Annotated in this window: 22 protein-coding genes and 1 tRNA gene; 16 read left to right on the forward strand and 7 right to left on the reverse strand. The window is 68.4% G+C overall.

Features of this window, described 5'->3' with window-relative positions:
* Positions 1–4 precede the first annotated feature (4 nt).
* Positions 5–838 (forward strand): TatD family hydrolase, encoded by an 834-nt coding sequence (locus NV1_RS17905; protein ID WP_067892782.1) that lies wholly within the window; start codon positions 5–7, stop codon positions 836–838.
* A 204-nt stretch (positions 839–1,042) separates the two neighbouring features.
* Positions 1,043–2,170 carry a resuscitation-promoting factor gene (locus tag NV1_RS17910; protein ID WP_067892702.1) on the forward strand — a complete coding sequence of 376 codons (1,128 nt, stop codon included), beginning with the start codon at positions 1,043–1,045 and terminating at the stop codon, positions 2,168–2,170.
* Here the strand turns inward: NV1_RS17910 and NV1_RS17915 are convergent, their stop codons facing one another.
* The gene (locus NV1_RS17915; RefSeq protein WP_067892704.1) at positions 2,171–2,938 is read right to left on the reverse strand and encodes an SDR family NAD(P)-dependent oxidoreductase; all 768 of its coding nucleotides are present in this window, start codon (positions 2,936–2,938) and stop codon (positions 2,171–2,173) included.
* 184 nt (positions 2,939–3,122) lie between these two features.
* Between NV1_RS17915 and NV1_RS17920 the strand changes: the two genes are divergently transcribed.
* Both NV1_RS17920 and rsmA read left to right on the forward strand, forming a co-directional pair.
* On the forward strand, positions 3,123–4,280 hold the full coding sequence (locus NV1_RS17920; protein ID WP_067892706.1) for an alpha/beta fold hydrolase: 1,158 nt from the start codon (positions 3,123–3,125) through the stop codon (positions 4,278–4,280).
* Positions 4,281–4,441: 161 nt separating this feature from the next.
* Entirely contained in the window at positions 4,442–5,323 is an 882-nt protein-coding gene (gene rsmA, locus NV1_RS17925; protein WP_067892708.1) for a 16S rRNA (adenine(1518)-N(6)/adenine(1519)-N(6))-dimethyltransferase RsmA, read from the forward strand.
* Positions 5,324–5,511: 188 nt separating this feature from the next.
* On the opposite strand, the gene NV1_RS17930 is transcribed toward rsmA, so the two are convergent.
* Together NV1_RS17930 and NV1_RS17935 are read right to left on the reverse strand one after the other, a co-directional pair.
* Entirely contained in the window at positions 5,512–7,767 is a 2,256-nt protein-coding gene (locus NV1_RS17930; protein ID WP_067892711.1) for a heavy metal translocating P-type ATPase, read from the reverse strand.
* A gap of 85 nt (positions 7,768–7,852) precedes the next feature.
* Positions 7,853–8,059, reverse strand: coding sequence for a heavy-metal-associated domain-containing protein (locus NV1_RS17935; RefSeq protein ID WP_067892713.1), 207 nt, complete (start codon positions 8,057–8,059; stop codon positions 7,853–7,855).
* Between the two features lie 171 nt (positions 8,060–8,230).
* Here NV1_RS17935 and NV1_RS17940 point away from each other — a divergent pair, with 171 nt between their 5' ends.
* The 3 genes from NV1_RS17940 (at position 8,231) to NV1_RS17950 (ending at position 11,465) form a co-directional block, all read left to right on the forward strand.
* Complete coding sequence (locus tag NV1_RS17940) at positions 8,231–9,151, forward strand: 4-(cytidine 5'-diphospho)-2-C-methyl-D-erythritol kinase (protein WP_067892715.1); 921 nt, start codon at positions 8,231–8,233, stop codon at positions 9,149–9,151.
* A 183-nt stretch (positions 9,152–9,334) separates the two neighbouring features.
* A tRNA-Met gene (locus NV1_RS17945) sits at positions 9,335–9,408 on the forward strand.
* Positions 9,409–9,644: 236 nt separating this feature from the next.
* Entirely contained in the window at positions 9,645–11,465 is a 1,821-nt protein-coding gene (locus tag NV1_RS17950; protein WP_067892717.1) for an ABC-F family ATP-binding cassette domain-containing protein, read from the forward strand.
* A gap of 50 nt (positions 11,466–11,515) precedes the next feature.
* Here the strand turns inward: NV1_RS17950 and NV1_RS17955 are convergent, their stop codons facing one another.
* Together NV1_RS17955 and NV1_RS17960 are read right to left on the reverse strand one after the other, a co-directional pair.
* Positions 11,516–12,256, reverse strand: a complete 741-nt coding sequence (locus NV1_RS17955; protein WP_067892719.1) for an Abi-alpha family protein — start codon at positions 12,254–12,256, stop codon at positions 11,516–11,518.
* On the reverse strand, positions 12,247–13,569 hold the full coding sequence (locus NV1_RS17960) for a DUF445 domain-containing protein (protein WP_067892721.1): 1,323 nt from the start codon (positions 13,567–13,569) through the stop codon (positions 12,247–12,249). Before NV1_RS17960 ends, NV1_RS17955 begins: the two co-directional genes overlap by 10 nt.
* Positions 13,570–13,843: 274 nt before the next feature.
* On the opposite strand from NV1_RS17960, the gene NV1_RS45735 reads away from it, so the two are divergent.
* Complete coding sequence (locus tag NV1_RS45735) at positions 13,844–14,746, forward strand: Abi-alpha family protein (RefSeq protein WP_084525492.1); 903 nt, start codon at positions 13,844–13,846, stop codon at positions 14,744–14,746.
* A gap of 85 nt (positions 14,747–14,831) precedes the next feature.
* Positions 14,832–15,365 (forward strand): nuclear transport factor 2 family protein, encoded by a 534-nt coding sequence (locus tag NV1_RS17970; RefSeq protein ID WP_067892726.1) that lies wholly within the window; start codon positions 14,832–14,834, stop codon positions 15,363–15,365.
* A gap of 3 nt (positions 15,366–15,368) precedes the next feature.
* Here NV1_RS17970 and NV1_RS17975 read toward each other — a convergent pair whose 3' ends face one another.
* Positions 15,369–16,988, reverse strand: a complete 1,620-nt coding sequence (locus tag NV1_RS17975; RefSeq protein ID WP_067892784.1) for a peptide chain release factor 3 — start codon at positions 16,986–16,988, stop codon at positions 15,369–15,371.
* Positions 16,989–17,449: 461 nt separating this feature from the next.
* On the opposite strand from NV1_RS17975, the gene NV1_RS17980 reads away from it, so the two are divergent.
* The 3 genes from NV1_RS17980 (at position 17,450) to NV1_RS17990 (ending at position 20,000) form a co-directional block, all read left to right on the forward strand.
* Positions 17,450–18,046, forward strand: a complete 597-nt coding sequence (locus NV1_RS17980) for a 50S ribosomal protein L25/general stress protein Ctc (protein ID WP_067892728.1) — start codon at positions 17,450–17,452, stop codon at positions 18,044–18,046.
* 44 nt (positions 18,047–18,090) lie between these two features.
* Entirely contained in the window at positions 18,091–18,693 is a 603-nt protein-coding gene (gene pth / locus NV1_RS17985) for an aminoacyl-tRNA hydrolase (protein WP_067892731.1), read from the forward strand.
* A gap of 218 nt (positions 18,694–18,911) precedes the next feature.
* Positions 18,912–20,000, forward strand: a complete 1,089-nt coding sequence (locus NV1_RS17990; protein ID WP_218027077.1) for an ADP-ribosylglycohydrolase family protein — start codon at positions 18,912–18,914, stop codon at positions 19,998–20,000.
* Positions 20,001–20,016: 16 nt separating this feature from the next.
* Here NV1_RS17990 and NV1_RS17995 read toward each other — a convergent pair whose 3' ends face one another.
* The gene (locus NV1_RS17995) at positions 20,017–21,213 is read right to left on the reverse strand and encodes an aminotransferase class V-fold PLP-dependent enzyme (protein WP_067892735.1); all 1,197 of its coding nucleotides are present in this window, start codon (positions 21,211–21,213) and stop codon (positions 20,017–20,019) included.
* 340 nt (positions 21,214–21,553) lie between these two features.
* Between NV1_RS17995 and egtA the strand changes: the two genes are divergently transcribed.
* The 4 genes from egtA to egtD are packed head-to-tail and all read left to right on the forward strand — an operon-like array spanning position 21,554 to position 25,965.
* A complete protein-coding gene (gene egtA, locus NV1_RS18000; RefSeq protein ID WP_067892737.1) occupies positions 21,554–22,804 on the forward strand; it encodes an ergothioneine biosynthesis glutamate--cysteine ligase EgtA in 1,251 nt (416 codons plus the stop codon).
* A gap of 55 nt (positions 22,805–22,859) precedes the next feature.
* On the forward strand, positions 22,860–24,200 hold the full coding sequence (gene egtB / locus NV1_RS18005; RefSeq protein WP_067892740.1) for an ergothioneine biosynthesis protein EgtB: 1,341 nt from the start codon (positions 22,860–22,862) through the stop codon (positions 24,198–24,200).
* Positions 24,200–24,997: an ergothioneine biosynthesis protein EgtC gene (gene egtC, locus NV1_RS18010; protein WP_067892742.1), complete on the forward strand. Its 798-nt coding sequence runs from the start codon at positions 24,200–24,202 to the stop codon at positions 24,995–24,997. The genes egtB and egtC overlap by 1 nt, the downstream gene beginning before the upstream one ends.
* Entirely contained in the window at positions 24,994–25,965 is a 972-nt protein-coding gene (gene egtD / locus NV1_RS18015; RefSeq protein WP_067892744.1) for an L-histidine N(alpha)-methyltransferase, read from the forward strand. The genes egtC and egtD overlap by 4 nt, the downstream gene beginning before the upstream one ends.
* Positions 25,966–25,972: the final 7 nt, after the last annotated feature.

The following is a 25,972-nucleotide window of genomic DNA, read 5'->3' on the forward strand; positions in this document are numbered from 1 at the left end:
GCTCATGCCTAGCCGCCGCCCCGCACCCGAACCACCCGAACCGCTCTCCCCGCTGGTGGACGCGCACACCCATCTCGACGCGTGCGGTGCGACCGATGCGGAATCGGTTGCCGCCATGGTGGATCGGGCCGCCGCGGTCGGCGTCGGGCGGGTCGTCACGATCGCCGACGACCTCGATGCCGCGCGCTTCGCGGTACGTGCCGCGCACTGGGATCCACGGGTGTACGCGGCGGTGGCGCTGCATCCGACCCGCGCGAACGCCCTGGACGACGCGGCCAGGCGCGAACTCGAGACGCTGGCCGCCGATCCTCGCGTCGTCGCGGTCGGGGAGACCGGCCTGGACTACTACTGGCCCGGCAAACTCGACGGCTGCGCCGGGATCGAGGAGCAGGTCGAGGGTTTCCGCTGGCATATCGACCTGGCCAAACGGCTCGGCAAACCGCTCATGATCCACAATCGCGAGGCCGATCACGACCTGCTGGCGGTGCTGCTGGACGAGGGCGCTCCCGAGACGGTGATCTTCCACTGCTTCTCCTCGGACGCGAATATGGCCTTGGCCTGCGTGGAGGAGGGGTATGTACTGTCCTTCTCCGGCACGGTCAGCTTCAAGAACGCGCGCGAGTTGCGCGAGGCCGCCAAGCTCGTGCCCGATGAGCAGATCCTGGTCGAGACCGATGCGCCGTACCTGACTCCGCACCCGTTCCGCGGCGCTCCGAACGAGCCCTATTGCCTGCCCTACACCGTGCGCGCGCTGGCCGAGGCGCGCGGGCAGGATCCGATCGAGCTGGCCCGGCAGACCACGGCGAACGCCGAACGCCTCTATCGCATCGGGGCCTGATCGCTACAGCACGACCAGTGGGATTTGTCACACCGACACGCCTCGAGATGCGCGATTGTGTCCGGTGTCACTACGATTGCGACACCTGTTACATCCCAGCGTTGTCGATATTGCTTCGTGATCTGGAAATCGCCTGGTCCGCCACTTGTGGTGGCCCGGCCCTGACCTGCTCGTTATCGTATTGTGACCATGCCGGAGCTTCGGATGTCCGCACTAGCGCGGATCAACTCGTCACGATCGCCGATGCTCTACACGGCGATCGCCGCGCTGTTGATCACGTTGATCCTGGGTGCGGCTCTGGCCATCATCGACCGTAAGACGATCACCATCGTCGTCGACGGACAGGCGACGACGTTGACGACCATGGCGGGCAGCGTGCGTGGTGTGCTGAAATCCGCGGGCTACCGGATCGGTGGCCACGATGTGGTGACCCCGGCCGCCGCCGCCACCGTCGCGAATGGCGCCACCATCACCTTCGATCGCGGACGTCAGGTCGACATGGTGGTCGACGGCACCCCGCAGACCGCGTGGACCACCGCCAACACCGTCTCCGATGCGTTGTCCCAGCTGAAGATTCCGAACGACGTATTCGTCTCGCCATCCCGCCCGAGCTCGCTACCGCTGACCGGTGGGACGCTCTCGATCACCAGCCCGCACACCGTGCTGCTCGCCGACAACGGCCGCAAGGCGAAGTATGTGCGGCTCGCCGCTCCGACGGTCGGTCAGTTGCTGCAGGTCCAGGGTGTGCCGCTGGTCGATCAGGATTCGGTGCAGCCGGCCGCGAGCACCCCGCTGACCGACGGGATGAACATCACCGTCACCCGCAAGCGGGTCGTGAACCGCGTCGAACGGGTGCCGTTGCCGCCGACGGAGAAGGACGTCGACGACGTGACCATGAATATGGATCGCAAGGTCGTGGAGAATCCCGGCAAGCCCGGTGTGCAGGACGTGACGTATGCGGTGTCCATCGTGAACGGCGTCGTCGCGGGGAAGAATCAGGTTTCCAGCACGGTCGTCGTCCCGGCGCAGCCCAAGACCGTCCGCAAGGGCGCCAAACCCGGCACCGAGGTCCCGCCGGTCCGCGACGGCGCGATCTGGGACGCGCTGGCCAAATGCGAATCCGGCGGCAACTGGGCGATCAATACCGGCAACGGCTACTTCGGCGGCGTGCAATTCGATCAGAACACCTGGGCACGCCAGGGCGGCCTGAAATACGCCCCCCGCCCCGACCTGGCGACCCGCAACGAGCAGATCGCCATCGCCGAGAAGACCCGCGCCCGTCAGGGCTGGGGCGCCTGGCCCACCTGCACCAGCCGCCTGGGAATCGGGTGATTACATCAAAGCTCCTCCGTCGACGCGGATCTCGCTGCCGGTGATGTAGCGGCCTTCTTCGGAGGCGACCATGGCGACGACGCCCGCGATGTCCTTCGGGTCGCCGAGGGCGCCGTTGTTGAGCCAGCCGGTGAGGCGGGCCATCAGGTTCCAGTCGGCGTCGGGGGGCAGTTGCAGGCCCGAGGTGATGCCGGTGTTGATGCCGCCGGGGACGATGTTCACCGCGCGCAGGCCGTGTTTGACGTACTCCAGTGCCAGCGAGTGGGTCAGCGCGTTGACGCCGCCCTTCGAGGCGGAATAGGCGGCCATGTAGGGATTCGAGCCGAAGGCCGCGGTGGAGGAGAAGTTCACGATCACCGGGTGGTCGGCCTCGATCAGCCGCGGCAGCACCGCCCGGCACATCAGGAAGGTGCCGGTGAGGTTCACGCCGATGACCCGATTCCACTCCTCGAGCGGCATCTCGTGGGTGTGTGCGCTGCGCATGATGCCCGCGGCGTTGACCAGCACGTCGATCCCGTCGAGGATGTCCAGCGCCGATGCGCAGCCCGCGCGGACCGATTCGGGATCGGCGATGTCGATGCGGATGGTGTGCAGCCGATCGCGATCGGCGGCCGCAGCCCCCTCCGCGGTTTCCTTCAGACCGGTCTCGGCGATGTCGGCCGCCACCAGCGTGGCGCCCTCGGCGAGCAGTCGCAGTGCGACGCCCCGTCCGATACCCGAACCCGCACCCGTGACGAGAATCCGACGTCCCTCATGCCTGCGCTGCATTGTGTGCCAACCTCTCGACCACGGGTGAGCCGCATCGTTTTCGATGCGATCAGTCAGAAAACTAGAACCCGTATCAGTCTGAGTCAATGCACCGAAACGACACGCCGCGACTTTCCCGATGGCTTCGTACCGGCGATCGCTACGATCGCCCGGACTTTATCCGGTGCGACGGTGAGGGATTCGGATGCGGTGGCGGCGTTGGGTACGGCTGGTTGTGGCGGGCGCGGTCGCGGTGAGTGCCGTGTGGACGATGGCCGCACCCGCGGCCGCCGCCGTGCCGGGCAGCGTCATCGACGTTCTTCCGCAGGCCGCGGACTGGCGCGGCATTCCCGGCGGTTCGGTCGTCGACTACTGGATGACCGGGTCGGACGGGACGTCGCGGCGGGCCAGCGGTGCGCTGTTCGTCCCGCCCGGCCGCGCACCGGCGGGCGGCTGGCCGATCATGGCCTACGACCACGGCACCTCCGGACTGGGGCCGGGCTGCGGCGGGCAGAGCACCGTGACGAGCACTTCCGGACAGCAGGACGACAACCGGGTCGTGCGGTACTTCCTGGCCAGGGGGTTCGCGGTCGTGGCGCCGGATTATCTGGGCCTGGGCCGCTTTCGTACCGGTCCGCACCCGTACCTCCAACTGAACACCGAGGCCACCGCCACCATCGATCTGGTGCGGGCGGCCCGTGCGACGCATCCGGCGCTGTCCCGGACCTGGGCCGTCATCGGCGGATCGCAGGGCGGCCAAGCGGCCCTCGGGGCGGCGCACCTACAGCATTCCTATGCGCCCGAGCTGGATTTCCGCGGCACGATCACCCTCGATCCGGAATCCGATCTCGAGGCCGTGCTGCCCGTGGCCGGTCCGTGGGTCTCGAACGTCATGGGGGTGAGCGACAGCGGAACGACCGCGTTCATCGCCATGATCCTGGTCGGGCTGCGTGCGACGCATCCCGAGGTCGACCTGAACAGCTATCTGAGCCCACGCGGCCGCACCCTCGTCGACGGTATCGGTGATCTGTGCCTGGGCGCCATCATGCGTCGCGCGGACGGCGTATCGGTCGGCGATCTGTTCTCCCGCCAGTTGAGCACCGACGCCCTGCGCACCGCACTCGCCTCCTATATGGCCGTACCCACCAGCGGATACGACGCCCCGATCCTGCTGCTGACCAACGCGAACGACACCACGGTCCCCGCCCCGCTGCACGCCACCCTCGCCGCCCAGTTCGCCGCCGGGGGCATCGACTTCCGGACGGTCGTCGGCCGCGGCAGCCATTGCCAGCTCGACCCCGAGATGTGGTCCGCGATAAACGATTTCGCGACCCACATCGAATCAACCCGCGCTCGGCGGTAACTGATTCGCGGATCGCTCGTCGGGCTACGGGCGACCCTGCCCGAGCGTCGTCGGTGGGCCCGGAGCCGTGGGCAGCCGGGCATCGTGGGCGGTGGCGTGTCCGCGGCGGTGAGCGGGGCGGATGCGGGGTGTGGGGCGGGTGGCTTGATAGGTTGACGGGCGTGTCCGAATCAGAGGTCGTCGCTCGTGGTCAGGCCGGATTGCTCGGTCCGGCCGAGGTGCGGGTGCTGGCGGAGCGGTTCGGGGTGCGGCCGACCAAACAGCTCGGACAGAACTTCGTGCACGATGCGAATACCGTGCGGCGGATCGTGGCGGCCGCCGGGGTCGGGCGCGATGACGTGGTACTCGAGGTCGGGCCGGGGCTGGGCTCGCTGACGCTGGCGCTGCTGGACGTGGTGGACCGCGTGGTCGCGGTGGAGATCGATCCGGTTCTGGCGCAACATCTTCCGGAGACCGTCGCCGATCGGGCAGCGAAGCTGGTCGATCGGCTCTCGGTGGTGCGGGCGGATGCGCTGCGGGTGCGCGCACAGGACCTGCCCGCGCGGCCGACCGCGCTGGTCGCGAATCTGCCGTACAACGTCGCGGTGCCCGTCCTGCTGCATCTGCTGGCCGAATTACCGGGTGTCACCACGGCTCTGGTGATGGTGCAGGCCGAGGTCGCCGACCGGCTCGCCGCCGAGCCGGGCTCACGGATCTACGGTGTGCCGAGCGTGAAGGCCGGTTTCTTCGGTACCGTCCGCCGGGCGGGATCGGTTGGGCGGCAGGTGTTCTGGCCGGTTCCGCAGGTCGAGTCCGGGCTGGTCCGGATCGATCGTTTCGCGCAACCGCCGTGGTCTCTGGACGCGGACCATCGCACCCGGGTCTTCGAGGTCGTCGACGCGGCATTCGCCCAGCGGCGCAAGACGTTACGCGCCGCACTCGGCGGCTGGGCAGGCTCGCCCGCGGAGGCCGAACGTCGTCTGATCGCCGCGGGCATCGCCCCCACGGCCCGCGGCGAAACCCTCGACACCGCAGCCTTCGTCCGCCTCGCTGATCAGAGCTGATCACTCGGCAATCGAACGGCGAGTACTGCCGGGCGGAGTATCGGCCGCCCTCTTGCCGTGTCAGTCAGGAGAGTCGTGATGTGCGCTGTCTCCCGGCCCCGCACGAAGCGAGCCTTCGGGGCCGCGAACCCGCCGGAGCGCGGCGGAGGCCATCGAACACGGCACCCGCCGGAGCGTGGCGGAGGCCGTCAAACACGGGGCCAACGACGCAGCCGCAGGCTGTTGCTGACCACGAAGACGCTGGACAACGCCATGGCCGCGCCCGCGAGCATGGGGTTGAGCAGACCGGCGGCGGCCAGCGGGATGGCGGCGACGTTGTAACCGAAGGCCCAGAACAAGTTTCCCTTGATGGTGCGCAGGGTGCTGCGCGAGAGCCGGATGGCGGTGCCGACGGCCCGCAGGTCACCGCGCACCAGGGTGATATCGCCCGCCTCGATCGCGACGTCGGTGCCGGTGCCCATGGCCAGGCCCAGATCGGCCTGGGCGAGAGCGGCCGCGTCGTTGACGCCGTCGCCGACCATGGCCACGACTTTGCCGCTGTCCTGCAGCCGCTTCACCACATCGAGTTTGTCGCTGGGCAGGACCTCGGCGATGACCTCCTCGATGCCCACCCGATCGGCGACCGTGCGCGCCGCGGCGGCATTGTCGCCGGTCAGCAGGACCGGGGTCAGGCCGAGGGCGCGCATATCCGCGATGGCATCGGCGCTGGTCGGTTTGATCGCGTCGGCGATGACCAGTACGCCGCGGGCCGCGCCGTCCCAGGCGACCACGATCGCGGTCCGCCCGGCCGCTTCGGCCTCGGACTTGGCGTCGGCCAACGCTTCGGGCAGCGCGATCGACCAGTCGTCCAGCAGTTCGGTGCGACCGATCACCACCGCACGCTCACCGACCAGGCCCTGCACACCCTTACCGCCGTGACCGACGAACTGCCGCACCGGATCAGGGCGCAGCCCACGATCGGCGGCACCGGCCACGACCGCCCGCGCCACGGGATGTTCGGAGCCGTGCTCCACCGACGCGGCCACCGTCAGCAGCTCGTCGGGATCGGTCCCCTCGGCCGCGATCACCTCGGCGAGCGTCATCGTGCCGGTGGTCACGGTGCCGGTTTTATCCAGTACGACGGTGTCGATCCGCCGCGTGGATTCGAGCACCTGCGGACCCTTGATCAGCACACCCAGCTGCGCGCCCCGGCCGGTGCCGACCAGCAGTGCGGTGGGTGTGGCCAGTCCGAGCGCACACGGGCAGGCGATGATCAACACCGCGACCGCGGCCCCGAAGGCCACCGCGACCGGTGCGCCGGTGACCAGCCAGGCGATCAGCGTGGCCGCGGCGATCGCGAGCACGATCGGCACGAAGATCCCGGCGACGCGGTCGGCGAGCCGCTGCACGGGAGCCTTACCGGTCTGTGCCTGCTCGACCAGCGCGGCCATCTGCGCCAGCTGGGTGTCCGCGCCGACGCGGGTCGCGCGCACGGTCAGCATGCCGCCCGCGTTCACCGTCGCGCCGACCACGTGATCGCCGGGCGCGACCTCCACCGGCACCGACTCGCCGGTGAGTATGCTCATATCGATGGCCGAATTACCTTCCACCACAACGCCGTCGGTGGCGACCTTCTCGCCGGGGCGGACGAGGAACACCTCGCCGGACCGCAATTCGCCCACCGGAACGCGGATTTCGGCGCCTGATCCGCCCGCATCGCCCGGACGCAGGACGGACACCTCCTTTGCGCCCATCTCCAGCAGCGCCCGCAGCGCGGACCCGGCGCGCTCCTTGGCGCGGGTCTCGAAATACCTTCCGGCCAAGAGGAATACGATGACCCCGGCTGCCACCTCGAAGTAGATGTTCGAGGCCGCGTCGCCACGCTCGACCGCCAGGCTGAAACCGTGCCGCATCCCTGGCATTCCGGCGTCGCCGAAGAACAGGGCGTAGACCGACCAGCCGAAGGCGGCCAGGGTGCCCAGCGAGATCAGCGTATCCATGGTGGCCGCGCCGTGCCGGGCGTTCGTCCAGGCCGCGCGGTGGAAGCCCGCGCCGCCCCAGAACACCACCGGCACGGCCAGCGCCAGGGAGAGCCATTGCCAGTTGCGGAACTGCAACGCCGGGACCATTGCCAGCACGATGATCGGCACCGCCGGCGCGAGGGTGAGCAGCAGCCGGCTCCGCAGCTGAGCGGCCGGGGAGAGTGGCGAATCCTGCTGTGGCACAGCGGTATCGACCGATGCGTGCACCTGGGCGGTGTACCCGGTGTCGACCACTCGCTCGATGAGTTGCGCCGGGCTCACCGAGTCCGGGAAGCTGACCATGGCCTTCTCGGTGGCGTAGTTCACCGAGGCGGTGACGCCCTCGATCCGGTTGAGCTTCTTCTCGATCCGGGCCGCGCAGGAGGCGCACGTCATCCCGCCGATCTCCAGTTCGATCGACCGCTCGGACACCGGTGCGCTCATCGCCGCGCCTCGTTCATGGTCGTGCTCTCCTGTCGTGATTGTTCTCACCGCGTGCTGCTTCCCGCTGGCTCCGCCGGGGACACGGTCAGCTCGCGAGTTGATATCCGGCCTCGTCGACCGCGGCGGCCACGGCGGCCTGGTCGACCGGATTCGCCGATTCCACCCGGACCCGTCCGCTGGCCAGGTCCACCTCGACGCCGGTGACGCCGTCGATCCGGCCGATTTCCTTCTGTACCGACGCCACGCAGTGGCCGCAGGTCATCCCGGTGACGGTGTAGGTGCTGCTCGCCATGGTCTCGACTCCTTCGAAATTATACGGTGAGGGGGTATACCCGGACGTTCCCGAAGATACCCCCTATGGGTATTGCATGCAAGTGGTTCGAGCTGTGTGACCGGCGCGGCGGCACGCTGGCGGCCGCGCTGTGACCGCACATGTCGGCCTCGCCTATTACGCTTGGGGCTCGTGCTTTCTGTTGTACCCAGCCCCGTGGTCGTGCGGGCGCCCTCGAAGGTGAACCTGCACCTCGGGGTGGGTGACCTGCGTGCCGATGGGTATCACGAGCTCACGACCGTCTTCCAGGCGCTGTCGCTGAGTGACGATATCGAGATCACTCCAGCCGCGTCGCTCTCGGTGCGGGTGAGCGGTGAGGGCGCCGAGCAGGTGCCGACCGATCGGAGGAATCTGGTGTGGCAGGCCGCGGTGCGGCTGGCCCATCGCGCCGGGCGCGCGCCACTGGTGGAGATCGCGATCCGCAAGGGAATCCCGGTGGCGGGCGGTATGGCGGGCGGCAGTGCCGACGCGGCCGCGGCGCTGGTCGGGTTGAACGAACTCTGGGATGTCGGCCTCACCCGGGACGAATTGGCGACGCTGGCCGCCGAATTGGGCAGCGACGTCCCGTTCGCCCTGTACGGCGGAACGGCACTGGGTCGCGGTCGTGGGGAGAAGTTGCTTCCGGTGTTGTCGCGCAGCGCTTTTCACTGGGTGTTGGCACTGTCTCGGGACGGCCTGTCCACGCCGACGGTATTCCGCGAACTGGACCGCCTGCGGGAACAGGGCGATCCGCCCCGCCTGGGTGAGCCACAGGCGTTGTTGCAGGCCTTGGCCTCCGGTGATCCGGCTCAACTGGCGCCGCTGCTCGGAAACGATCTGCAGGCCCCCGCGCTCTCCCTGAAACCCGACCTGCGCCGCACCCTCCGCGCGGGCACGGGTGCGGGCGCCCTCGCCGGCCTGGTCTCCGGCTCGGGCCCCACCTGCGCATTCCTGTGCGCGAGCGAGGAAGCCGCCATCGAGGTGGCCGCCGAACTGTCGGGAGCCGGAGTCTGCCGCAGCGTGCGCACCGCGAGCGGCCCGGTTCCGGGGGCCCGCATCATCGGGGAGCATTGAGCGCATGTTCGCGCGCGCCGTTCTCCGGCGCGAGCCTCGTTCACCCGCGACGGATCGCACTCGTGCGATCCGTACGCCGAATGGCTCATGGGCGCGCCTACGGTATCCGGTGCGGGTGAATACGTGCTGGTCCACGCGCGATTCGGTATTTGCGTGCGTGCTCGTGTACTGTTGGAGACACGACGCGGGATGGAGCAGCTCGGTAGCTCGCTGGGCTCATAACCCAGAGGTCGCAGGTTCAAATCCTGTTCCCGCTACTGGTGAAAGTGGCTCGGAGGCATTGTCTCCGGGCCACTTTCGTATCTGCGTCACTCGGACCGCGCACGCGGTGCCCCGGACCGTTCGGGGGGAGATCGGGAACGTGCGCGGCGGCGTGAGAACATGAGGAGCTTGCCGAGCGCCCCGGGACGGGCTGCCACCGCGGCAGGCGATCCGATATCGATCACACGCCACTCACACTGTTTGGCCTGAATACGGAGAGGCGGACGAGCCCATGGTGAACTTGGTCAACCTGGAACAGGTCGGCAAGAGTTTCGGGATCACGCCGCTGCTGGATCAGGTCTCCCTCGGTGTGCAGGAGGGCGAGCGGATCGGGGTCGTCGGTCTCAACGGCGGCGGTAAGACGACGTTGCTCGAGGTGATGACCGGCATCGAGCAGCCCGACAGCGGGCGGGTGAGCCGGATGAACGGGCTGCGGATGGCGGTGGTCACCCAACGCGGGGTCCTGCCCGAGGACGCCACGGTCGGCGAGGTGGTGCTGGCCGGCCTCGCCGACGATGCGGCCGACGGCGAACCCGTTGTGGCGGAACATGAATGGGCCGCCGATCCACGTATCCGCAACGTCATCGAGGGGATCGGCATCGCCGGGCTCGGCATGGACGCCTCGGTCACCAATCTCTCCGGCGGTGAGCGCCGTCGCGTGGCGCTGGCCGCGGCTCTCGTGCGCGACCTGGATCTGCTGGTGCTGGACGAGCCCACCAACCACCTCGACGTCGAGGGTGTGCAGTGGCTGGCCGAGCATCTGCTCGCCCGGCGCAGCGCGCTCGTGGTGGTCACACACGATCGCTGGTTCCTGGACACCGTCGCCACCCGCACCTGGGAAGTGGTGGGCGGCAAGGTGGAAAGCTACGAGGGCGGCTACAACGACTGGATCTTCGCCCGCGCCGAACGCGCCCGTCAGGCCGACGCCACCGAAGCGCGCCGTCGCAACCTGGCCCGCAAGGAACTGGCCTGGTTGCGTCGCGGGCCGCAGGCGCGCACCTCGAAACCGCGCTACCGGGTGGAGGCCGCGGAGGCGTTGATCGCCGACGTGCCCGCACCGCGCGATAACGTCCAGTTGGCCGCGTTCGCCCGAAAGCGGTTGGGGCGCGTGGTGATCGAACTCGAGGACGCCACGTTGACCACGCCCGACGGCCGCGAACTGGTCCACGATCTGACCTGGCGGCTGGCCCCGGGCGAGCGGGTCGGCCTGGTCGGGGTGAACGGTTCGGGCAAGACCACGCTGTTGCGCGCGCTCGCCGGTGACACCGAACCGGCGACCGGGCGCCGAATCCAGGGGCAGACCATTCGAATCGGCTGGCTGCGTCAGGAACTCGACGACCTGCCGACGAATATGCGTGTGCTGGAAGCGGTATCCGAGGTCGCCGAGCGAATCATGCTGGGCGACAAGGAGGTCAGCGCGGGGCAGCTGGCCGAGCGGCTCGGCTTCACCCCGGCCAAGCAGCGCACCCCGGTCGGCGATCTGTCCGGCGGTGAACGCCGGCGGCTACAACTGACCCGCATCCTGATGGGTGAGCCGAACGTGCTGCTGCTCGACGAGCCCACCAACGATCTGGACATCGACACCCTGCAGCAGCTCGAGGATCTGCTCGACGGCTGGGCGGGCACGCTGGTGGTGATCAGTCACGACCGCTACCTGATCGAGCGGATCTGCGATTCGACCTGGGCGCTGTTCGGTGACGGAAAACTCACCAACCTGCCCGGCGGCATCGAGGAATACCTCCGCCGCCGTGCGGCGCTCGCCGCGGTCGGCCGACCCGCGCCCGGACAGAGCGGCTCCACCGGAGGGTCGTCGAATTCCCCTGCGCCCGCTACGGATTCGGCCGCCTACCGAGCCGCGCGCAAGGAATTCGGTCGCCTGGAACGAGCTCTGGAGAAACTCACCGAACGCGAACAGCGCCTGCACGGCGCCCTCGCCGAGGCCGCCACCGATCCGGAGAAGCTGGTCACCCTCGGCGTCGAGCTGAAACAGGTTCAGGCGGACAAGGAGTCGACCGAGGAGCGCTGGCTCGAACTCGCCGACGAAGTCGGCTGAGCAGTCCCCGCCGGCGCCCCGCGAACAACAGCGCCCCGAGCAGCCGGCGGCTACAGCGCCTTGTCCACCGGCGGCACGGGTAGACAGCACCCGACGAAATCCGCGCCGAATCCGGTGAGGACGATGCTGCAGTAACGGATCTTGGCACGCGGGCGGCTGCGGGAGAGCAGCGTACGGGTTCGCGGCTGGGCCTCGAGCAGCTGGTAGCGGGCCGGGTTGTCGAGTGGTTCGGTGGTGAAGTCGATCAGGCCCAGACGACTCAGATTGGTCAGATAGTGCGCGGTCCGGTCGGGGGAGTTCAATGCCGCCTCCTCGCCGATCAGGTTGAGCCCCATCTCGATCCGTTGAGCTCCGGGGCTCAGCGCGCGGCCGGTGCGCACATCCAGTGCGGGCTGCGGGCCGTCCAGGTAGAGGAATCGCAGAATGCGCGCCTCGTCGGGCGCGAGCTCGGACAGGATGCGCGCATACGCCGGGTGGTCGCCCTCGCCGCCGTGCACCCGGGCCGAGTGCCGGAGCAGTTCCGCACCTCGTTCGCGCAGATTCGGGGCCGATCCGGCGCCGGAATCCGCTTGCGGCGCCGAGATGCCCAACGCCTGCCGGACCGATTCGCGCATCTGCTCGCCGGCCTCGCTGAGCAGCTCGCGCGGCGGGCGGCCGGCCATGCTGCCGCGCACGACGGTCCCGGTGATGTCCCGGGCGGTGTCCACGCTCCACGAGGTCGCTTCCGCCGCAGCCGATGCGGCCACCTGTACCAACCCGGCCGCGGCGCGCACGGGGTCGCTCAAAGCCATGTTCTCGCCACTTCCGTTCCGAAGATCAGAAGATGAGCGTAACCGGCCAGCAGCCCCAGCGCCCCGCCATGGACGAACAAAAGCCATTCGTCCTGCTTGATCGCCGCCCGCAGCATATCCACGAAACTCGGCGGGGACAGTGCCGCCATCTGCTTGGCGATATACCGGCTGACCTGGGTGCTCTGCTGTGCGTTGAAGGCCGGATCGGCGAATGCGGCCGGGGCCAGGCTCTTGGCCTTGTCGGCGAAGGAGTCCTGCAACGTCGCGTAGTCGCGATTGCCTATCATGAACTTCACCGGCCCGCGCGCGGGACCGAGGGCTTTGTCGGTGGCCGGGCGCAGGGTGTCCTCCAGGACCTGCATGGTGCGATCCGCGCGCGGCCCGTTCAGCAGTTCGTCGCCGACGTTGGCGACCGTGATGATCTGGGTGGCAACCAGTTCCGCATAACCCTCGGTGATCTCGGACTGCCGCTTGATCAGCAGACCCTGCCGCCACGGGCACCACCACTTCGGATAGGCGGGGGCGAAGATCATGTTCAGGCCGATCCAGTTCACCACCCAGCCGATCACCACCCCGCCGACCGGCAGCACCACCAGGGCGGACCAGTCGGTCAGATGCAGGATGGCCACCAGCACCACACCCATGGGAGCGCCGAAGTAGAAGCCGAAATTCTGCATGAATCGCAGCTCTTTGGCCCCCAGTACCTGAAAGACCGTGTTGAGCAGCTGGGGCCGGGACTGGAAATACCGGATCACCATCTGCTTGACGTCGAGCAGCTGCTCGATATTGTCGCCCAGTTCGACGGTGAGGTCGCGCAGCACCTCGGGCAATTGCTGCCGCACCCGTTCGTGCACCACCTCCCGGACCTGGGTGGGCAGGTTGTACCAGAGCTGGGGATGTTCGCGGATCGCGATTTCCTCGACGATGTCGCGGATCTGTTCCTGCGCCAACGTGGTCAGGTGTTCGGCCAGGGCGTCGGGTTCGAGCTCGCGATAGAAATCGCTGACGCTGCCCAGTTTCGACAGACCCTTGTCGACGGCGATGGACGCCATCTTGTCCGCGCGCGAGGGGACGATGCCCTGCCAGCCCATCCGCCCGTCGTAGCGCAGGAGCGGCAGAACCTGAATCCGCTTGGGCAGGAAGTGGAACAGCCATTTGAGGCCCGGCACCGAAATACCGTGGAAGTAGATCGGCTTGAACAACATCAGGACGCCGGTCCAGTTGGTGATGTAACCGATGATTCCCGTGAACAACGGGATCGTGATCAGTTCCAGCAGAATGGATGGGTGGATATGAAAATAGCTGCCTAGCACGACACCCTCCTGCAGAACCGTACCGGTGATCGCCGCCTCACCGGTACTCGAAGGTACCCGTCGGCATGGGGGACCTTACTGCGGAATTACCGAGATGGTCGAATTTGCGGCCGGATGTGGTCCGTGGCGTCCGAAGTGGGAGACTTTCGGGTAGCCGGTCGTCGTGGTTGCCCGGTACTCTTCGCACGGCCCGCCGGGCCGAGGCACCCGGTGACCGGGTGGCGGCGATAATCTGTGAGCGATTTCGTTCACCTGGCGAGTTTCGGAGAAGGACGTGGCAGACGACAGGAGCGGACGCGACGTTGTCCGCCCGGGCCCCCGTTCCGTGGAACGCACCTCGGACGTGGAGCAGCGACAGATCAGCAATGAGGCCCGGCTCATCCGCGGAGTGTTCCGCGCGGCCGGGCTCGCCGCCGGGTCGGCGGTGCGCGGCGGACAGTGGGCGGTTGGCACCACCTACGAGGTGACCCGGCAGATCACCCAGGCGGCCCTGGACGGGGAATCCTCCACCGAGATCGCCGAGCGCGCCGGGCAGGCGCTGCAGTCGGTCGCCCGCAGCGTGCTGGGCGTTACCGAGGGGTCGGTGCGCGAGATCGTCAGCTATGTGCCGACCGCGAACGGGCATACGCCGCAGGCCATTGCCGGCGGCTACGTCCGGTCCACCACCATGGACGATCTGCGCCGTCGCGGTGATGCGCTGCTGGCCCGCTCGGCCGATGTGTACTTCACCGAGGAGGTCCATCCGGCCTACGACCGGATCCTCGATCAGCTCGCCCCCGACGAGGCCCGGATCCTGCGCTTCATGGCGCAGAACGGCCCGCAGCCCTCGGTGGACGTGCGCACCAACCGCCCGCTCGGCATCGGCTCGGAACTCGTGGCCGGTGATCTGACCTCGGTGCCCGAACAGGCCGGCGTGCGCTACCCGGACCGCTCCCGGCACTATCTGATCAACCTCAACCGCCTCGGCCTGCTGATGAACTCCGACGACCCGGTCCTGCTGAGCCGCTACATGGTGCTCGAGGTCCAGCCGATCGTCGAGACCGCCCTCAAAGCGGCCGGACGCGTCCCCAAGATCGTGCGAAAGAGCTTGCGCCTCACCGAATTCGGCGAGGACTTCTGCCGCACCTGCTTCACCCTCCCGGTAGAGGTCACCCCCACCCAGCGCACCGACAAGTAGCCTCTCGCACCCGACACGTGATAGCGATTCGGTACAGATCTGCCAAATCACGCAGAAGTCCGTGTCCGGATGGGATTGTTGAGGTATGGACTCCGATGCCGTCTCCGCAATCAGTCGGCTGAAGTTCCGCTACCTGCGGGCACTCGACACCAAGGCCTGGGACGATTTCGCCGACACCATGGTCCCGGACGCGACCGCGACCTACAGCGAGTACCTGCAGTTCGAATCGCGTGACGCGTTCCTGGCGTTCATGCGCAATACGCTCGGCCCGCACGTGATCACCGAACATCGCTGCGATCATCCGGAGATCGACGTCGACGGAGACGAGGCCACCGGCACCTGGTATCTGGCCGATACGGTGCTCATCCCCGGGCACAACATGCTGCTGCGCGGGGCGGCGTTCTATTCGGACCGCTACGTCCGCTGTGAGGACGGCCGCTGGCGCATCGCCCACACCGGTTACGAACGCACCTACGAGGTGGTGCTGTCCCTGTCGGACCTGCCCAGCCTCCGCCTCACCTCGAGCCGTTGGGGCCTGATCGGCAACGAGCCGCAGGCCGGCGGCATCGCGGGCGGCGACGGGAAATCCTCCGCTGCCCCCGAGGAAACGATGGGATGAGGATCAATCCGCGGTGGCGACGAGCGGATCCAGGGTCAGTTCCGGCATTTCCTTCTGGATGTACTGCAGGCGCCACTTGTCGCTGAACAGCGCCAGGATCGCGCCGTCGGTGCGGGTGAAGACCTCGACGCCGCGCTGGCGGTCGAGTTCGGGCGCGGATTGGGCGTCGGTGCGGCGGGCCAGCTGGTAGGGCAGGAAGTCCAGTTGCGTCTCGACGGTGAATTCGGCCTGCATGCGGGCGGTGACTACCTCGAACTGCATGGGACCGACCGCGGCCAGCACCGGGGAGGCGTCGCCGCGGGTGTCGTTGCGCAGCACCTGCACCACGCCCTCGGAGTCGAGCTGATCGATGGCCTTGCGGAACTGCTTGTACTTACCCGCGCTGCGGGCGCGCAATGTGGCGAAATGTTCCGGCGCGAAGGACGGGATCGGCGGGAATTCGACCTTCTTGTCCACGAACAGCGTGTGCCCGGGTGCGAGCGCGGTCGCGTTCACCAGGCCGACCACATCGCCCGGATAGGCGGTATCCACCGTGGAACGTTCGCGGCCGAAGACGGTCAGCGCGTATTTCGTCGCGAACGGGCGTCCGGTCTGGGCGTGCGTGACCACCATGCCGCGCTCGAACTCCCCGGACACGATGCGCATGAAGGCCAGCCGGTCGCGGTGCGCGGTGTCCATGCCGGCCTGCACCTTGAACACCACCGCGCTGAACGGATCGGTGGTCTCCCGGGGCGAGCCCTGCACGTCATCGCGCGGGCCGGGCGGGGGAGCAAGGGACACAAGGGTTTCCAGGAGCTGGCGCACCCCGAAGTTCAGCATCGCCGAGGCGTAGATGACCGGTGAGGTCTGCCCGGCCAGGAACAGTTCCTGATCGTGGTCCTGGCCGGTGGCGGAGAGCAGTTCGCTCTCCTCGGCCGCGGTGGTCCACGCCTCGCCTTCGCGCTCGCTCGCCTGCGCGACGTCGTAGGACTCCTCCGGCGCGATCGTCGCACCACCGGCCGTGCGGGTGAAGTGGATGTATTCGGTGGCCGCACCCTCTTCGCCCCGACGCAGCAGACCGCGGAAATCGCCCGCGATGCCGACCGGGAGGAACAGCGGGGTCGGGGTGAGGCCGATCCGCTCGCTGATCTCGTCGAGCAGTTCCAGCGGTGCGCGGCCGGGCCGGTCCCACTTGTTGATGACGGTGATCACCGGAATACCGCGGTGGCGGCACACCTGGAACAGCTTGAGCGTCTGCGGCTCGAGGCCTTTGGCGGCGTCGATGAGCATGACCGCGGCGTCGACGGCGGTCAGCACGCGATAGGTGTCCTCGGAGAAATCCGAGTGGCCGGGGGTGTCGACGAGGTTGATCACGCAGTCGCCGTATTCGAATTGCAGCGCGGTCGAACTGACCGAGATACCGCGCGCCTTCTCCATCTCCATCCAGTCCGAGACGGTGGATTTACGCCCGGATTTGCCGTGGATCGCACCGGCCTCGGCGATCACCTTGGCGTGCAGGGCGAGCGCCTCGGTGAGGGTCGATTTACCCGCGTCCGGATGGGAGATCACCGCGAAGGTGCGCCGCCGCGCGACTTCCTGTACCAACCGCCCGGACGTGGTCGCGTTCGGGGAAGGGGAATTCAACGGGACGGCTCCTGTTTCGGCGGTGGTCAACCTCTCCAGATTACTCGGCCGGGTATGTCGATTCTCAGGCGAGGTGCCGGGCTGTGGCGGAGCGCACCGACTCTTCGGCGCGCGGATGTGCGGGCGTGGCGTTCCGGGGATTCGATTCGAGGGTTCGAACCCCTGTGCATCGGCGCTCGGGACGGTAATGTGACGGGTGCACGACGCGCCGTTCGGCGCGCGGATGTGTTGACCGTTCACGGCACGGGGTCCGGTTCGGGGGTGTTCGGCGTGCGTGTTATTCTCTTCGGGTTGTCTCGGCGAGGGTGTGAGGCACAGATGTGCACACACCGTGATCGACGCGGCTCGGCTTTTCCGCCGTTCTCGTTCGGTCTTTCGCCCGACGAGCAGACCCTTTGCCAGGGCAGCCCCTGGCCAGTTAGGTAAACCCGCCCCGGAAAGCCGTAGGAGAAGTCCCCCCAATGTCCGACACCAGCCTTCTCGAAGCCACCGTACGCACCGAATTCGGCAAGGGCGCCGCACGCCGCACCCGCCGTGACGGTAACGTCCCGGCCGTGCTGTACGGCCACGGTGAGGCTCCCAAACATCTGGCCATCAACGCTCAGGCGTTCGCCGCCATCCTGCGCGAGCACGGCACCAACGCCGTGGTGAACCTGGAGATCGAGGGCACCAAGCAGTTCGCGCTGACCAAGTCGGTCGTCGTGCACCCGATCCGCCGCTACATCGAGCACGCCGACCTGCTGATCGTCAAGCGTGGCGAGAAGGTCGTCACCGACGTGCTGGTCGCGCTGGTCGGAGATGCCGCCGCGGGCACCCTGGTCACCCAGGAGGCCACCACCCTGTCGGTCGAGGCCGACGCGCTGAACATTCCGGAGCAGATCGAGGTCTCGGTCGAGGGCGCCGAGGCGGGCACCCAGATCACCGCGGGCTCCATCGCGCTGCCCAAGGGCGTCACGCTGGCCGGCGAGGCCGATGCGCTGATCGTGAACATCATCGTCGCCCCGGCCGCCGAGGCCACCGAGGAAGCGGCCGCGGAAGAGGGCGAGACCGCCGAGTAAGGCTGTCCCCCAACGGTTTTCCTGACCGAAAATGAACGCCTGAGATGCCCGGGAATCCGACGTCCGCCACGGAGCCTGCGACGGGACCCGCGCTCGTGGTCGGTCTGGGTAATCCCGGACCCGAATACGAGCGCACCAGGCACAATGCGGGTTTCCTGGTCGCCGACGTGCTCGCCGGGCGCGTCGGCGGCCGTTTCACCGTGCACAAGAAGTCCGGCGCGGACCTGCTGGAGGCGCGCCTGGACGGGCGCAAGGTGCTGGTGGCCAAGCCGCGTTCGTTCATGAACGTCTCCGGCCGCCCGGTCGCCGCGCTGGCCCGCTTCTTCTCCATTCCGCCGACCGAGGTGATCGTCGTCCACGACGAACTCGATCTGGCGTTCGGCACCATCCGTCTCAAACGCGGCGGTGGTGAGGGCGGCCACAACGGTCTGCGCTCGATCTCCAACGCCCTGACCACCAAGGACTACCTGCGCGTCCGATTCGGCATCGGCCGCCCGCCGGGCCGTCAGGACCCGGCCGACTACGTCCTCAAACCCTTCGCGAGCGCCGAGCGCAAGGAGCTCCCCGTCATCGTCGAGCAGGCCGCAGACACGGTCGAACTCCTCCTGCGCGTGGGCCTGGAAGCCGCTCAGAATCAGTTGCATTGACCGGGCGGTCGCACTCATCGCGATCGCGAGGTCACCGGTCGAGTCCCCTCGGCGACATTCGTATTCGAGTCCGGTGCCGGACGTCGCTCATCCGCGGAGTTGCCGCCCGCGGGCGCACGACCGCGGAAGTATGGCGTACCTGTGTCGATTGCGTTGTGCGAGAACCGAATTGTGGACTGATCGGGTGAGATCGCCGGTGGGCTGCCATGATCGGATGCGTGCAGGAGTACACGAAACTTGTGGATCGAGTCCGTGGGTCACTGCTCGGCGGGGCTGTCGGTGACGCGCTGGGGTGGCCGATCGAGTTCTATGAGCTGGACGCGATCCGGGAATTCCACGGGCCGGAGGGGGTGACCGGTTTTCTGCCGATCGGGCGCGATCCCGATGCGCCACAGCAGATCACCGACGACACCCAGATGACGTTGTTCACCGCGGAGGGGCTGTTGCGGCTGCCGCCGGGCGCCGATCCGGCCCCGGTGCTGGCGCGCGCCTATCTGCGCTGGCTGCGGACGCAGCGGCAGGAGGGGCCCGGACTCGCGCCGGACGGCTGGCTGGCGAGTCAGCCGTTCCTCTATGCCCGGCGCTCGCCCGGGAACGCGTGCATGAGCGGGCTGGATCGGCAGGAGCGGGAGTACTGCGAACCGCGTCCGCTGGGCGCGCCGGGGCCGGTCAACGCCGATTCCAAAGGCTGTGGGACGGTGATGCGGTCCGCACCGTTCGGTCTGGCCCGCCTGGGTCCCGATCTGGCGTTCACCATGGCCGCGCGCTGCGCTCAGCTCACGCACGGCCATCCGACGGGCTATCTTTCGGCGGGCATCTTCGCCGCCTTGATCGATCGGGTGGTGGCGGGCATTCCGTTGCGAGATGCGGTGCAGCAGAGCATCGCTCAGATCACCGGTGGCCCCGGCGCCGAGGAGACGGTGGCGGCGCTGCAACGCGCGGTCGGCGTGGCGCAGGAGGGTGAGCCCACCGCCGAACTCGTCGAAAAGGTGGGCGCGGGGTGGATCGCGGAGGAATGTCTCGCGATCGCGGTGTACTGCGCCCTGGTGGCCGACCGGACCGCGGATCCCCGTGCGGCGCTGCTACTTTCGGTGAACCACTCCGGCGATTCGGATTCCACCGGAGCGGTCGCGGGCAATCTGATCGGTGCGGCGCACGGGCTGTCCGCGTTGCCGCTGGACTGGGTCGGCCGGGTGGAGGGACGGGATGAGCTGGTCCAGGTCGCCGACGATCTGATCCTGGCCTTCCACGTCGGCGATCGCGGGCACCTGCCCGCTCGCTACCCGCTCGACGCACCGGTGCGCTGACCGGGCCCGGCCCGGCTCAGCGCCCGGTGGCCAACCCGGTGACGGCCTCGGTGAAACGCTCCAGTTCGTCGGCACTGACGAAGCAGTGCGGCGAGGCGCGCACCACCGAGTCCAGCCGGCGGGCGGACATGTCCAGGAGCGTGGATCCGCGATGGCTCACGGTGACCGTGATGTCCTGGGCGAGCAGCCGATCGCGGATGTCCACCGGGATCCAGCCGTCGATGGTGAACGAGACGATGCCGCTGTGCCGGGCGCCGAGGTCGCGGACGGTCACCTCGGGAATCTGCGCGAGGGTCTTGCGCAATTGCTCGGCGTTGGCCGAGATCGCGGCGTAGACCTCGTCGGGTCCGTGGTCGAGCAGGTAGCGCACCGCCGCGCCCAGGCCCAGCCGGGCGGCGACGTCGCACTCCCAGAATTCGAAGCGACTGGCGTCGGCGGCCAAGCGGTATTCGCGCGGGCCCACCCACGCGGCGCTGTGCAGGTCCAGCCGGGTCGGTTCCATCGTCGCGGCCAATTCCGGTCGCACGTACAGGAATCCGGTGCCGCGCGGTCCGCGCAGCCATTTGCGGCCGGTCGCCGACATCGCGTCCACGTCCAGTTCGGCCACGTCGAGCGGGAGCTGACCGGCGGACTGGCAGGCGTCCAGCAGGACGAGCGCATCCACCCGGTGTGCGATCCGGGCCGCCTCTCCGACCGGGTTGACCAGGCCGCCGTTGGTCGGCGCGTGCACCAGCGACACCAGTTTCACCCGCTCGTCGAGCATCGCGGCCAGGGCGTCGAGGTCGAGCTGACCGGATTCGTCGCTGGGGATCTGCTCGACGACCGCGCCCGAGGCCTGTGCGCGTTGCAGGGTCGCGATGGCGTTGCTCGCGTAGTCGGCCTCGGAGATCAGGATGCGGTCGCCGGGCGCGAGCGGTACCGCGTAGAAGAAATCGGACCAGGCCCGGGTCGCGCTGTCGCTCAACGCGATACCGGCCGGGTCGGCGTTGATGAGCGTGCCGATCGCGGCCTTGACCGATTCCAGATCGTCCAGCCGCTCGTTCGCGGCGCGGTATCCGCCGATCTCGGTCTCCCGGCGCAGATGTCCGGTCACCGCGTCGAGCACCGGTCTGGGCGGCAGCGACGATCCGGCACTGTCCAGGAAGACCGGTGTCGGCCAGGTGACGTTGTCGTAGGCCGGGATGTCGGCGCGAAGGCGAGTCAGATCGAGCACCCAATCGACGATAGAAGATGCCGGGCGCCGGAGGTGCGGCCAACTCGCCGATTGCGGCGCGGCGCACGCGGGCGTCGCGCACGCCGCAGGGCGAATCCGCGATTGTTCTCCGGTTCGGTTCCGGGCGATTTCCGCTGGTCGGACGTGGTGGTCGCGCACCCGTTATCGTTTCGTCAGATTTCTTGTCGGTGCCCGCCGCTACTCTGGTTCGGGTCGGTGGAAACGAGTCACCCGGGCATCCGCCGAGGTTCGCCCGGCCGGATGAGGCACCCGGCGACACAGCTGAGAGCAGCACGGCTGCCGCGGCGCGAGCACAGCCCGCGGCGGAGCGGAGGTTGACATGGCAGTCACAGCGGTTCGGGCCGCGGTCGGAGCGGGGGCGGATTTGTCCTCACGCGCCGCGGCCGAGGCATATATCGGCGGCGTCTGTTTCAAACAAGGCCCACCCTGTCTGATCGGCGCCGAACTCGAGTGGCTCACCGAATCCGGTGAGTGTCCGGCGCCCGCCCCGCGTCCCGAGCCGACGGCGCTCGCGGAGGCACTGGGCCCCTATGCGCCGTCGACGCTATCGCCCGAATCTCCCGCTCTACCCCTGCCAGGAGGCAGCCGGGTCACCGTCGAACCCGGCGGGCAGGTCGAACTCTCCAGTGCCCCGTTCGAATCCGCCGCCGAACTCTGTGCGAGCCTGCGGTCCGATGCCCGCCATCTCGAACGATTGCTCGAATCCCGTTCCATCCGAACGTTCTCCGCCGCGGCCGACGGCCTTCGCCCGCCGCGGCGAGTGTTGCAGTCCCCGCGTTATCGGGCCATGGAACGTTCCTTCGCCGGAATCGGCCCGTTCGGCAAACTCATGATGTGCAATACCGCGGCGACGCAGGTCAGCGTCGACGCCGGGGCCGACCGGACCGAGATCGCGGCCCGATGGACCGCGCTCAACAGCGTCGGCCCGGCCCTGCTGGCGGCCTTCGCCTGTTCGCCGGACCTGCACGACGCCCCGGCCGGTTCGTGGGCGTCCCAGCGGATGCGCACCTGGCTGCGTCTGGACCACGCCCGGACCAGACCGCCGGTGCTGGACTGGCCCGATCCGATCACCGCCTACGCTCGCTGGGTGCTGGACGTTCCGCTGCTGTGTGTGCGGCAGCCGGAACAGAATGCCGACTGGGCGGCCCCGCCCGAAGCCACCTTCGCCGACTGGCTGTGCGGCGCTCTCGACGATGAGATCGGCCGCCGCCCCGATGCCGCCGACCTGGACTATCACCTGACCACGATGTTCCCGCCGGTGCGTGCCGCGGGATATCTCGAGGTGCGTTATATCGACGCACAGCCCGGCCAGGACTGGTCGGTGCCGATCCACGTGATCGAGGCGCTGATGTCCGCGCCGGAGGTGGTCGCCGAGGCCACCCGCGCGGCGGCCCCGGTCGCGGACCGCTGGCTCGAGGCGGCCCGTTACGGTCTGTCCGATCCCGAAATCCGTTCCGCCGCCGTCGATCTGATGGAAATCGCCGCGGCCGCCGCGGTGCCGGAGGCGGTCGACACGGTGCACGCCGCGGTGCGCCGATGTCGTGCCGGACTCGTGCCCACCGCGCGCTGAACTCCCCTCGCGCGCCGATATCGCTTCACCCACACCTCACCCTCGGAGTTCTTCGATGACCGTTCATCTTTCCGGAACCGACCACGCCGATGCCGAGCGATTACGCGAGCGGATCGCCCGGGTGCTCACCAGGGCGCGCGAGCGTACCGCCGGGCTCACCGATTGCGTCGACGAGGCCGAGTTGGTGGCGCAGCATTCGCGGCTGATGAGCCCGCTGGTGTGGGACCTGGCGCATATCGGCAATCAGGAGGAATTGTGGCTCGTGCGCGAGGTCGGCGGGAGGGAGCCGGTGCGCGCCGATATCGATCGGCTCTACGACGCGTTCCAGCATCCGCGTGCGGACCGGCCCGCCCTGCCGCTGCTGAATCCCGACCAGGCCCGCGACTACACCGGTACCGTGCGCGGGAAGGTGTGGGATGTGCTGGCGGACAGCGATCTTCGCGGTGATCGGCTGACCTCCGGCGGTTTCGTCTTCGGCATGATCGCCCAGCACGAACAACAGCACGACGAGACGATGCTGGCCACCCATCAGTTGCGCACCGGCTCCGCGGTGCTCTCGGCGGCGCCCGCGCCCGCCGCGGACGTGCCGGTATCGGGCGAGATCATCGTTCCCGCAGGGGAATTCATGATGGGCACCTCGACCGATCCGTGGGCGTTGGACAACGAGCGGCCCGCCCATCCGGTGCGCCTGCCCGGATTCGCGATAGATGCCGCGCCGGTGACCAATGCGCAATATCTGGAGTTCATCGAGGACGGCGGTTACCGGCGTCCGGAACTATGGTCCGGGCGCGGCTGGGCGCATCGGGTCGAGGCGGATCTCACCGCGCCGCAGTTCTGGCAGCGCGATGGTGGAAATACTTGGTGGCGAAGGGTTTTCGGCACGATGACGCCGTTGCGTCCATGGCAGCCGGTGGTGCACGTGTGCTGGTTCGAGGCGCAGGCGTACGCCACCTGGGCCGGTAAGCGGCTGCCCACCGAGGCGGAATGGGAGAAGGCCGCCCGCTTCGATCCGGTCACCGGCCGCTCGCGCAGGTATCCGTGGGGTGATGCCGATCCCGACGAGACCACCGCCAATCTCGGTCAGCGCCACCTCGAACCGGCCGATGTGGGCGCGTATCCGGCGGGGGCGTCACCGGCCGGGGTGCATCAGCTGATCGGGGACGTGTGGGAGTGGACGTCCTCGGGTTTCGAGCTGTATCCGGGGTTCGAGGCGTTCCCGTACCGGGAGTACTCCGAGGTGTTCTTCGGCGGGGACTACCGGGTGCTGCGGGGCGGCAGCTTCGGTACCGACGAGGTCGCGTGCCGCGGTACGTTCCGCAACTGGGATCACCCGATCCGGCGACAGATCTTCTCGGGATTCCGGCTCGCTCGCGATCTGCGATCGGACGAGCGCTGATGTGCCGTCATATCGGATATCTCGGTCCTGTCGCGGCGGTCGGCGAGATCCTCACGCGCGGTACGCATTCACTGTACGAACAGGCGTGGGCCCCGCGCGATATGCGCGGCGGCGGCACCATCAACGCCGACGGTTTCGGGGTCGCCTGGTGGTTGGGCGACGGCGAGGTGAGCCGGTATCGCAACGCCGCGGCGATCTGGACCGATCCGGCGGTGGAGGAGGTGCTGCCGCAATTGCGTTCGACCGCCGTGCTGGGCGCGGTGCGTTCGGCCACCAACTCGCTGTCGGTGGAACGCAATGCGTGCGCGCCGTTCCTCGGCGGGCGCTGGGCGTTCAGCCACAACGGGCGGATACCGGACTGGCAGCCGGTACTCACCCGGCTGGCGGCGGAATTCGGCTCGCCGTCGCTGATCGAGGCCGAATCGCGCACGGATGCGGCGACATTGTGGGTGATCGTGCGTGATCTGCTGGAGAAGTCCGGCGATGCGGGCGAATTCGGCTCGTCGGTCGCGGACCCGGCCACGGTCCTGCCACGGGTGATCCGGGCCGTGCTGGACCTGTCGCCCGAATCGCGCCTGAACCTGCTGCTCGGTGATGGCGAAACACTCTGGGCCACAACCGTTCACCACGCGCTGTCGGTGCTGGTCACCGAGGAGATCGCGGTGGTGGCCTCCGAACCGTACGACGACGATCCGCGCTGGCGGACGGTAGCGGACCGGCAGCTGGTGACGCTGCGGCCCGGCCACCTCTCGATCGTCCCGCTCGATACCGAAGATGCCGAAAGGGCGCTGCGATGACCGCACCGACGCTGGAAATCCACCTGACCGATGCCGACCTCACCGAGGCGTTGCGCTCGGACGCGCGGCACGGGCTGACCTCGGACCCGAAAACGCTGCCGCCCAAGTGGTTCTACGATGCTCGCGGCAGCGAACTGTTCGAGGAGATCACCGGGCTGCCCGAGTACTATCCGACCCGCACCGAGCGGGCGTTGCTCGAACGCGTCGTCGGCGAGATCGCCCGGATCGCGCAGGCCGAGGTCCTGGTCGAACTCGGCGCCGGATCGGCGGCCAAGACCCGCCTGCTGCTGTCCGCGCTCCTATCGGCCGGGCCACTGAAAACCTATGTACCCCAGGATGTCTCGGAATCCGCGCTACGCGGCGCGGCCGCGGAGATCAGCGCGGACTTTCCCGGCCTGGCCGTGCACGGCGTGGTCAGCGACTTCACCGATACGCTGCACAATCTGCCCCGCGGCGGCCGCCGGATGATCGCCTTCCTCGGCGGCACCATCGGCAATCTGATCCCCGCCGAACGCGCGGAATTCCTCGCCGGTGTGGCCGCGGTGCTCGAGTCGGGGGAGCAGTTGCTGATCGGCGCGGGCCTGGTCATCGACCCGGCCGTCCTCGTCCCCGCCTATGACGACGCCGCCGGAGTGACCGCCGAGTTCAACCGGAATGTGTTGCACGTCTTGAATTCCCGTCTACACGCCGATTTCGACACCGAGGCTTTCGGCCACATCGCCCGGTGGGACGCGCAGAACGAGTGGATCGAGATGCGCCTGGAAGCCACCCGCGACATGACCGTCACCGTCCCCGACCTGGGCCTCACCGTCCATTTCACCCGCGGCGAGCAGATGCGCACCGAAATCTCCGCCAAATTCCACCCCGGCGGCATCAGCGCCGAACTGTCGGCCGCCGGATTCGACACCGAACACATCTGGACCGACCCGGACGACCGCTTCGCCCTGGTCCTGGCCGCCCGTCGCTGACGAACGG

It is taken from the genome of Nocardia vaccinii NBRC 15922, assembly GCF_001613305.1.
In the GTDB taxonomy this organism is placed as follows: domain Bacteria; phylum Actinomycetota; class Actinomycetes; order Mycobacteriales; family Mycobacteriaceae; genus Nocardia; species Nocardia vaccinii.

Bases quoted from the DNA above. Each gene is read 5' to 3' on its own strand.
- NV1_RS17905 (WP_067892782.1), top strand. From the start codon at position 5: ATGCCTAGCCGCCGCCCCGCACCCGAACCACCCGAACCGCTCTCCCCG.
- NV1_RS17910 (WP_067892702.1), top strand. From the start codon at position 1,043: ATGTCCGCACTAGCGCGGATCAACTCGTCACGATCGCCGATGCTCTAC.
- NV1_RS17915 (WP_067892704.1), bottom strand. From the start codon at position 2,938: ATGCAGCGCAGGCATGAGGGACGTCGGATTCTCGTCACGGGTGCGGGT.
- NV1_RS17920 (WP_067892706.1), top strand. From the start codon at position 3,123: ATGCGGTGGCGGCGTTGGGTACGGCTGGTTGTGGCGGGCGCGGTCGCG.
- NV1_RS17930 (WP_067892711.1), bottom strand. From the start codon at position 7,767: ATGAGCGCACCGGTGTCCGAGCGGTCGATCGAACTGGAGATCGGCGGG.
- NV1_RS17935 (WP_067892713.1), bottom strand. From the start codon at position 8,059: ATGGCGAGCAGCACCTACACCGTCACCGGGATGACCTGCGGCCACTGC.
- NV1_RS17950 (WP_067892717.1), top strand. From the start codon at position 9,645: ATGGTGAACTTGGTCAACCTGGAACAGGTCGGCAAGAGTTTCGGGATC.
- NV1_RS17955 (WP_067892719.1), bottom strand. From the start codon at position 12,256: ATGGCTTTGAGCGACCCCGTGCGCGCCGCGGCCGGGTTGGTACAGGTG.
- NV1_RS17970 (WP_067892726.1), top strand. From the start codon at position 14,832: ATGGACTCCGATGCCGTCTCCGCAATCAGTCGGCTGAAGTTCCGCTAC.
- NV1_RS17980 (WP_067892728.1), top strand. From the start codon at position 17,450: ATGTCCGACACCAGCCTTCTCGAAGCCACCGTACGCACCGAATTCGGC.
- pth (WP_067892731.1), top strand. From the start codon at position 18,091: ATGCCCGGGAATCCGACGTCCGCCACGGAGCCTGCGACGGGACCCGCG.
- egtA (WP_067892737.1), top strand. From the start codon at position 21,554: ATGGCAGTCACAGCGGTTCGGGCCGCGGTCGGAGCGGGGGCGGATTTG.
- egtB (WP_067892740.1), top strand. From the start codon at position 22,860: ATGACCGTTCATCTTTCCGGAACCGACCACGCCGATGCCGAGCGATTA.
- egtC (WP_067892742.1), top strand. From the start codon at position 24,200: ATGTGCCGTCATATCGGATATCTCGGTCCTGTCGCGGCGGTCGGCGAG.
- egtD (WP_067892744.1), top strand. From the start codon at position 24,994: ATGACCGCACCGACGCTGGAAATCCACCTGACCGATGCCGACCTCACC.